Origin of the sequence: Cellulosimicrobium sp. 22598 (genome assembly GCF_052044445.1) — a bacterium.
Lineage (GTDB): Bacteria > Actinomycetota > Actinomycetes > Actinomycetales > Cellulomonadaceae > Cellulosimicrobium > Cellulosimicrobium cellulans_G.
On sequence record NZ_JBQEMZ010000018.1, the window covers coordinates 82,332 to 89,014 of the forward strand.

Consider the following 6,683-nt stretch of genomic DNA (forward strand, 5'->3'; position numbering starts at 1 on the left):
ACGAGGTCCGTCAGCGCACCGACGCGTCCCAGCGCCAGCGCGTGCGGTGCGGCCTGCCGGGGAGCTCGCCGCGCCCGGTCGCCCACAGGAGCAGGAGGTCGGGGTCCTCCTCCGCTCCCGGGTCGACGTCCGGGAAGAGGCGTGCGAGGACCCGCGGCGCCAGGCCCGCGGGGAACGGCACGTGCTCGCCCGCGAGCCCGAGCACGACGTCGTGGCCGTGCACGAGGACCTCGGCGACCCCCATCGCCGCGAACCCGGCGGCGTCGGAGGTCCCGTAGGGGTGATAGGCGCGTGCTGCCGCCGGACGGGTCTCGGCGAGCGTCGCGAGGAGCTCGCCGCCGCCGAGCAGCGCCTCGGCCAGGCCCGCAGTCCCGGCCGCACGGTCGACGTGCGCGATCTCGTCCTCCCCGCGCGGGCCGACGAGCGGGACGTACGCGAGGCGCGGGAGCGCGGCGAGCTGGAGGGCGTAGGCGAGCAGGTCGTCCACGACGTGCTCCGCCGTCGTCCAGCACGACCACCGCACCGGGCCGGCCTGCGCGTCGAACGCCGAGGCGGGGTGCCGGACGAGGTGGTCCGCGAGCCAGCGCGCCGCCGTCCCGACGTCGTCGCCGGTGACGGCCTCCGGGGCGCGGTGGCCGGCGCGGCCCGGGCGCGTGCTCACGCGCTGCCCGGGGCGGCGAGCACGTCGGCCCGCCAGCACTCGGCGAGGTACGGGAGGTCCACCCGGTCGCGCCCCGCGAGGTCCGGGTGGGTCGCGACGAGCTCGTCGATCTCGCCGAGCAGCTCCTCGCGGCGCGCGTCGGGGAGCGTCAGCAGGTAGCTGCGCGACGCGGCGAGCGGGCGGAGCGATGACGTCGGGACACGGTCGGCCCACGGCACCGTGCGGTGGTCGGGCGGGGTGAAGAGCTGCTCGGCGAGGACGGGCTCGCGGTAGCTGCGCTCGAGGGTGTCGCCACGGTGGATGATCTCCGTGAACCGGCCGACCCAGTCGACCGCGCTGTCCCGCACGTTCCACACGATGCCGAGGCGCCCGCCGGGGCGCAGCACGCGCGCGATCTCGGGCTGGGCGGCGGGGGAGAACCAGTGCCAGGCCTGCGCGACGAGCACGGCGTCGACGCTCGCGTCGGGGAGCGGGATCGCCTCGGCCGAGCCGGGCAGCGCCCGTGCGTCCGGCACGGACTCCGTGAGGCGCGCGCGCATCGCGTCCGAGGGCTCGACGGCGACGACGTCCAGCCCGCGGGCGACGAGCCGCTCGGTGAGCTTCCCGGTGCCCGCGGCGAGGTCGAGGACGCGCCGCGCGCCGTCGGGCAGGAGCCAGTCGACCGCCTCGTCCGGGTAGGAGGGCCGCGTGGACGCGTACTGGGCGGCCCCCTGCTCGAACGACGCGGCGCGGTCGGCACGCGAGCCGGGATCGGGGGAGTCTCCTGTGCTCATGCCCCGACGGTGCCAGACGGCGGCGCCGCGCGTCGACCCGGAGGTGCCCGTGCGTGCCGGACCTCCACGGTGCGGGTCGCATTTGGTCCGCGTCCTCATGTCCGGTAATGTTCTCGGCCGGTGGGACCTCCACGGGAGGGAGCCAGGGGACGAGTCTCGACTCGTCGAAACGGCTCCTCGACGGTGGCTGGTTACCCCCTTGGGGTATGGTGTAATTGGCAGCACGAGTGATTCTGGTTCACTTAGTCTAGGTTCGAGTCCTGGTACCCCAGCGAAGAGCTCCGGCTCGGATCGCGTGGTCAAGACCGCGCGAAACATGAGGTAGAGTTCTCGACGGAGAAACGGACCGGAAACGGTACGAGGATCCACAGGCCCCCATCGTCTAGCGGCCTAGGACGTCGCCCTCTCACGGCGGTAACACGGGTTCAAATCCCGTTGGGGGTACAGAGAAAGGCCCGGTCACCATCACGGTGACCGGGCCTTTGTCATGCTCGGAGAAGCGTGAGCAGCGCTCGACGCGACGTGTCGTGGTGCTAGCGCGCGCCGTGTGACGAAGGTCGCGGCCCTCGGTGGGGACGCGTGATCGCCGTGCTGGGCACGACGGAACCGTCAGCCCGCGCTCGTGAGCTCGTCGAGGTGTCGTCAGGGCGCGCCGTCGCGACCCGGGCCGGGCTCGTAGGGCTTCGGGATCAGCGTCGGCGTGGGGCGCGGGTGGATGACCGGCACGTAGGTCGCCCGGTGTTCCCCGGAGACCGCCCAGCCGGGCTCGTCGTCATGAGGCTCCGCGGGGTGCTCGCCGCCGAGCCACCCGTCCCTGCGTCCCGCGGCGCCCTGAGCCGCCTCCGACGGCCCCGCGACCGGGATGGGCTGCGTCGGCCCGCTCGACTCGCCGGCCGCACGCCCGGGGACGACGACCACGTGCTGGTCGGCGGGTGGGGGCGCGGGGACGGGCGGCAGGGTCTGGGCCGGGCTGCGGCCGTCCCACGCCGGGGCGGGCTCGACGGGCGCCGGCTCGGCCGGCTGGGGAGGGCGCGGGCCCGGCGGCGGGATCGACGCCGGGGCGGCTCCCTGGGTGCCGCCCTGTGGCGTTCCGGGGCCGCTCGGTCCCGCGCCGGGGCGGCTCCCGGGCGTGAAGAGCGTGTCGCACAGGAGGCGGTACGTCGCGTCAGGGTGAGAGACCCAGTCGATCTGGCGCAGCGCCTGGTCCTGCCCGGCGGACTCCAGGAGGAACTGCCCGTAGCCGAAGATGCGCCCGACGGGCGAGCGCCCGTAGTTCATGTCGGTGACCTTGGTGAGCGGCATCATCGCGACCTTGTGCGTGATGAGGCCGTACAGCAGGAGCAGGCGCTTGTCGGTGGCGACGAACCACTCGTTGCGCCACTCGAAGACCTTCCACACCAGGCGCCCGGCGAGGATCAGCCACAGCCACCACAGGAACAGCACGCCGTCGCCGACGGCCGGCCCCGCGCGCACGACCAGCCACGCGACGAGGAACGCGCCCGCGACGGTGGTCACGACCGGCTCGAGCAGCATCCCCCAGTGGTGGCGCGTGGCCACCACGACCCGCTCGCCGCTGAGCACGTAGCGGTCGAGGATCCGGCTCCGGGGACGGCCGCGGGCCACGGTCAGTCCAGGAGCGAGTTGAAGAACTGGCCGATGGAGCTGAAGGCACCGAGGATGACGTCCCAGATGCCCTCGACGATGTCGGCGGCGCGGTCGGGGCTCCTGATGACCGCGTAGACGGCGAAGATCACGAGCACCCAGATCAGGGTCATCTTCACCTTGGGATGCATCGGGACTCCTCGTGTCTCGGGTTCGGACGGTCAGGTGCGCCCCCTGCCGCCACCGCACCGTCCGGCGCCGGGGCACGCACAGCATGGCAGCAGCCGGTGACATTTTGACAGGGCACGTCCCGTTTGCCGCCCGCGGCGCGCCGAACCCGGGGCTATCGCCGGATCCGTCGCGAACCCGGCCGCGTCCCCGGGTTCGGCGCGTCCCTGCTACTCGCCCGCGCGACGCAGCACCTCGGTGAGGCGGTTCGCCGCGGCCACGACCGAGCCGGAGTGCAGGCGGCCGGGCTGACGGCTCAGGCGCTCGACCGGACCGGAGATGGAGACCGCCGCGACGACGCGGCCGGACGGCCCGCGCACGGGAGCGGAGACCGAGGCGACGCCGAGCTCGCGCTCGGAGACGGACTGGGCCCAGCCACGGCGTCGGACGCCCGAGAGGATCGTGGCCGTGAAGACGGCCTCGCGCAGGCCGCGGTGGAGGCGGTCCGGCTCCTCCCACGCGAGCAGGATCTGCGCCGCGGAGCCCGCGTTCATCGTGAGCGTGGCGCCGACCGGGATCGAGTCGCGCAGGCCGACCGGACGCTCGGCGGCCGCGACGCAGATGCGGTGGTCGCCCTGGCGGCGGTAGAGCTGGGCGCTCTCGCCCGTGTGGTCGCGCAGGGCGGTGAGCACGGGGTTCGCGGCGGCGAGCAGGCGGTCCTCGCCGGCGGCCGTCGCGAGCTCGTTGAGCCGCGGGCCGAGGACGAACCGGCCCTGCATGTCGCGCGCCACCATGCGGTGGTGCTCGAGCGCGACCGCGAGGCGGTGCGCGGTCGGGCGAGCCAGGCCGGTGGCCGTGACGAGCTGGGCGAGGGTGGCTGGTCCGGACTCCAGGGCGCCCAGGACGGAGGCCGCCTTGTCCAGCACTCCGACTCCGCTAGTATTGTCCATAGGTCGATATTGACGTCTCACGCACTGAGATGCAAGTCCGGCGGAGATGTTCCACCCGCTGGACGTTCTCCCCGGCAGGCTGCCGGACGACGGACGATCGACCCAGACGGTTCTCCAGACCCCCAGGAGCACCGTGACAGACGACGAGGAGATGAGCTACATGGCCGGCACGCTGGCGGAGAAGGTCTGGGACGCGCACCTGGTGCGACGAGGCACCGACGGGTCGCCCGACCTCCTCTACATCGACCTCCACCTCGTGCACGAGGTCACCAGCCCCCAGGCGTTCGAGGGGCTGCGCCTCGCGGGCCGCCCGGTCCGCCGTCCCGACCTCACGATCGCGACCGAGGACCACAACACCCCGACGCTCGACATCGACCTGCCGATCGCGGACCTCACGAGCCGCACGCAGATCGACACGCTGCGCAACAACGCGCGCGAGTTCGGCGTCCGCATCCACTCGCTCGGCGACGCCGACCAGGGCATCGTGCACCAGGTCGGGCCGCAGCTCGGCCTCACCATGCCGGGTCTGACGGTCGTGTGCGGCGACTCGCACACCTCGACGCACGGCGCGTTCGGCGCGCTCGCGTTCGGCATCGGCACGTCCGAGGTCGAGCACGTGCTGGCGACCCAGACGCTCCCGCTCGCGCCCTTCAAGACGATGGCGATCAACGTCGACGGCGAGCTGCCGCCCGGCGCGACGAGCAAGGACATCGTCCTCGCGATCATCGCCAAGATCGGCACCGGCGGCGGCCAGGGCTACGTCCTGGAGTACCGCGGCGAGGCCATCCGCAAGCTCTCCATGGAGGCGCGGATGACGATCTGCAACATGTCGATCGAGGCGGGCGCACGTGCCGGCATGATCGCCCCGGACGACACGACGTTCGAGTACCTCAAGGGCCGCCCGCACGCGCCCGAGGGCGCCGACTGGGACGCGGCCGTCGAGTACTGGCGCACGCTGCGCTCCGACGACGACGCCGTCTTCGACACCGAGGTCACGCTCCGCGCGTCCGACCTGGAGCCCTTCGTCACCTGGGGCACCAACCCTGGCCAGGGCCTGCCCATCTCCGCGACCGTGCCCGTCCCCGAGGAGATCGCGGACGAGAACGAGCGCGTCGCCGCCGAGCGCGCGATCGAGTACATGGGCCTCACGCCCGGCCAGCCGCTGCGCGAGATCCCCGTCGACACCGTGTTCATCGGATCGTGCACCAACGGCCGCATCGAGGACCTGCGCTCGGTCGCGAAGGTCGTCCAGGGCAAGCAGAAGGCTGACGGCGTGCGCGTCCTCGTCGTCCCGGCCTCCGCGCGCGTGCGCCTCCAGGCCGAGGCCGAGGGCCTCGACAAGATCTTCCTCGACTTCGGCGCGGAGTGGCGCAACGCCGGCTGCTCGATGTGCCTCGGCATGAACCCCGACCAGCTCCAGCCGGGCGAGCGCGCCGCCTCGACGTCGAACCGCAACTTCGAGGGGCGCCAGGGCAAGGGCGGCCGCACGCACCTCGTGTCGCCGCTCGTCGCCGCCGCCACCGCGCTGCGCGGGACGCTCTCCTCGCTGAGCGACCTCGACCTGCCCGAGGGCACCGACATCACGTCCTTCGACGGCACGCCGCTCGCGCCGCTCGACCCGCGCGTCCTCGTGCAGGTCTGAGCCCCGCGCCGCGCTGCTGCCCACTCGTCGCCCCCGAAGACTCGAAGAGGTTCCTGCCATGGAGAAGTTCACGACCCACACCGGCGTCGGCGTCCCGCTGCGCCGCAGCAACGTCGACACCGACCAGATCATCCCCGCCGTCTACCTCAAGCGCGTGACGCGCACGGGGTTCGAGGACGCGCTGTTCGCCGCCTGGCGCGGTGACCCCACGTTCGTCCTCAACCAGGACGCCTACCGCGCGGGCTCCGTGCTCGTCGCCGGCCCCGACTTCGGTACCGGCTCCTCGCGCGAGCACGCCGTGTGGGCGCTCAAGGACTACGGCTTCCGCGTCGTGCTCGCGTCGCGCTTCGCCGACATCTTCCGCGGCAACTCCGGCAAGCAGGGCCTTGTCGCGGGCATCGTCGCGCAGGAGGACATCGAGCTCCTCTGGAAGATCCTCGAGACCAACCCCGGCACCGAGGTGACCGTGGACCTCGTCAACCGCACCGCGTCCGCGCAGGACGTCACCGTGCCGTTCCAGATCGACGACTACACGCGCTGGCGCCTCATGGAGGGCCTCGACGACATCGGCCTCACGCTCCAGCACGAGGACGAGATCTCCGCGTTCGAGGCGACGCGCGCGTCGTGGCGCCCGAAGACGCTGCCGGCGAAGACGTTGCCCAAGGTCGAGATCGAGGCTGCTCGGCCGGTCTGACCTTCCTGGCTCGGGGGCGGGCTCTGGGGTGGTGACGACGGGTCTACCATCCGCAGGGCTCGTCCCTCGCCCTGCTCCCGCCAGGCCCGCCACGACCCGTCGTCACCACCCCAGAGCCCGCCCGTGGTCGTGTCGCCGACACGTCAGTCGCGCGGACTGATCGGGGACGACGGCGACTCGCACCGTCGGCGCC

At 73.0% G+C, this 6,683-nt stretch carries 7 protein-coding genes and 2 tRNA genes; 4 read left to right on the top strand and 5 right to left on the bottom strand.

The annotated features are described in order from the left end of the window. Positions 1-10: 10 nt before the first annotated feature. Positions 11-661, bottom strand: coding sequence for a hypothetical protein (locus tag ACTJIY_RS17445; RefSeq protein ID WP_440673844.1), 651 nt, complete (start codon positions 659-661; stop codon positions 11-13). Further along, the gene (locus ACTJIY_RS17450; protein WP_253050532.1) at positions 658-1,434 is read right to left on the bottom strand and encodes a class I SAM-dependent methyltransferase; all 777 of its coding nucleotides are present in this window, start codon (positions 1,432-1,434) and stop codon (positions 658-660) included. The genes ACTJIY_RS17445 and ACTJIY_RS17450 overlap by 4 nt, the downstream gene beginning before the upstream one ends. A gap of 200 nt (positions 1,435-1,634) precedes the next feature. On the opposite strand from ACTJIY_RS17450, the gene ACTJIY_RS17455 reads away from it, so the two are divergent. Together ACTJIY_RS17455 and ACTJIY_RS17460 are read left to right on the top strand one after the other, a co-directional pair. Further along, a tRNA-Gln gene (locus ACTJIY_RS17455) sits at positions 1,635-1,706 on the top strand. Positions 1,707-1,805: 99 nt separating this feature from the next. Next, positions 1,806-1,878: transfer RNA gene (locus ACTJIY_RS17460), tRNA-Glu, on the top strand. A 198-nt stretch (positions 1,879-2,076) separates the two neighbouring features. Here ACTJIY_RS17460 and ACTJIY_RS17465 read toward each other — a convergent pair. The 3 genes from ACTJIY_RS17465 to ACTJIY_RS17475 all read right to left on the bottom strand — a co-directional run bounded on the left by ACTJIY_RS17465 (position 2,077) and on the right by ACTJIY_RS17475 (position 4,154). After that, positions 2,077-3,057 carry a PH domain-containing protein gene (locus ACTJIY_RS17465; protein ID WP_440673845.1) on the bottom strand — a complete coding sequence of 327 codons (981 nt, stop codon included), beginning with the start codon at positions 3,055-3,057 and terminating at the stop codon, positions 2,077-2,079. A gap of 2 nt (positions 3,058-3,059) precedes the next feature. Further along, entirely contained in the window at positions 3,060-3,227 is a 168-nt protein-coding gene (locus ACTJIY_RS17470; RefSeq protein ID WP_167550992.1) for a hypothetical protein, read from the bottom strand. Between the two features lie 207 nt (positions 3,228-3,434). Further along, a complete protein-coding gene (locus ACTJIY_RS17475; protein ID WP_024840729.1) occupies positions 3,435-4,154 on the bottom strand; it encodes an IclR family transcriptional regulator in 720 nt (239 codons plus the stop codon). Between the two features lie 160 nt (positions 4,155-4,314). Between ACTJIY_RS17475 and leuC the strand changes: the two genes are divergently transcribed. Both leuC and leuD read left to right on the top strand, forming a co-directional pair. Beyond that, positions 4,315-5,796, top strand: coding sequence for a 3-isopropylmalate dehydratase large subunit (gene leuC, locus ACTJIY_RS17480; protein WP_440673923.1), 1,482 nt, complete (start codon positions 4,315-4,317; stop codon positions 5,794-5,796). 58 nt (positions 5,797-5,854) lie between these two features. Next, the gene (gene leuD, locus ACTJIY_RS17485) at positions 5,855-6,490 is read left to right on the top strand and encodes a 3-isopropylmalate dehydratase small subunit (protein WP_087469387.1); all 636 of its coding nucleotides are present in this window, start codon (positions 5,855-5,857) and stop codon (positions 6,488-6,490) included. The last annotated feature ends 193 nt before the right edge of the window (positions 6,491-6,683 follow it).

Excerpts from the sequence above, each read along its gene's own strand:
- ACTJIY_RS17475 (WP_024840729.1), bottom strand. The coding sequence starts at position 4,154 with ATGGACAATACTAGCGGAGTCGGAGTGCTGGACAAGGCGGCCTCCGTC.
- leuC (WP_440673923.1), top strand. The coding sequence starts at position 4,315 with ATGGCCGGCACGCTGGCGGAGAAGGTCTGGGACGCGCACCTGGTGCGA.
- ACTJIY_RS17450 (WP_253050532.1), bottom strand. The coding sequence starts at position 1,434 with ATGAGCACAGGAGACTCCCCCGATCCCGGCTCGCGTGCCGACCGCGCC.
- ACTJIY_RS17470 (WP_167550992.1), bottom strand. The coding sequence starts at position 3,227 with ATGCATCCCAAGGTGAAGATGACCCTGATCTGGGTGCTCGTGATCTTC.
- leuD (WP_087469387.1), top strand. The coding sequence starts at position 5,855 with ATGGAGAAGTTCACGACCCACACCGGCGTCGGCGTCCCGCTGCGCCGC.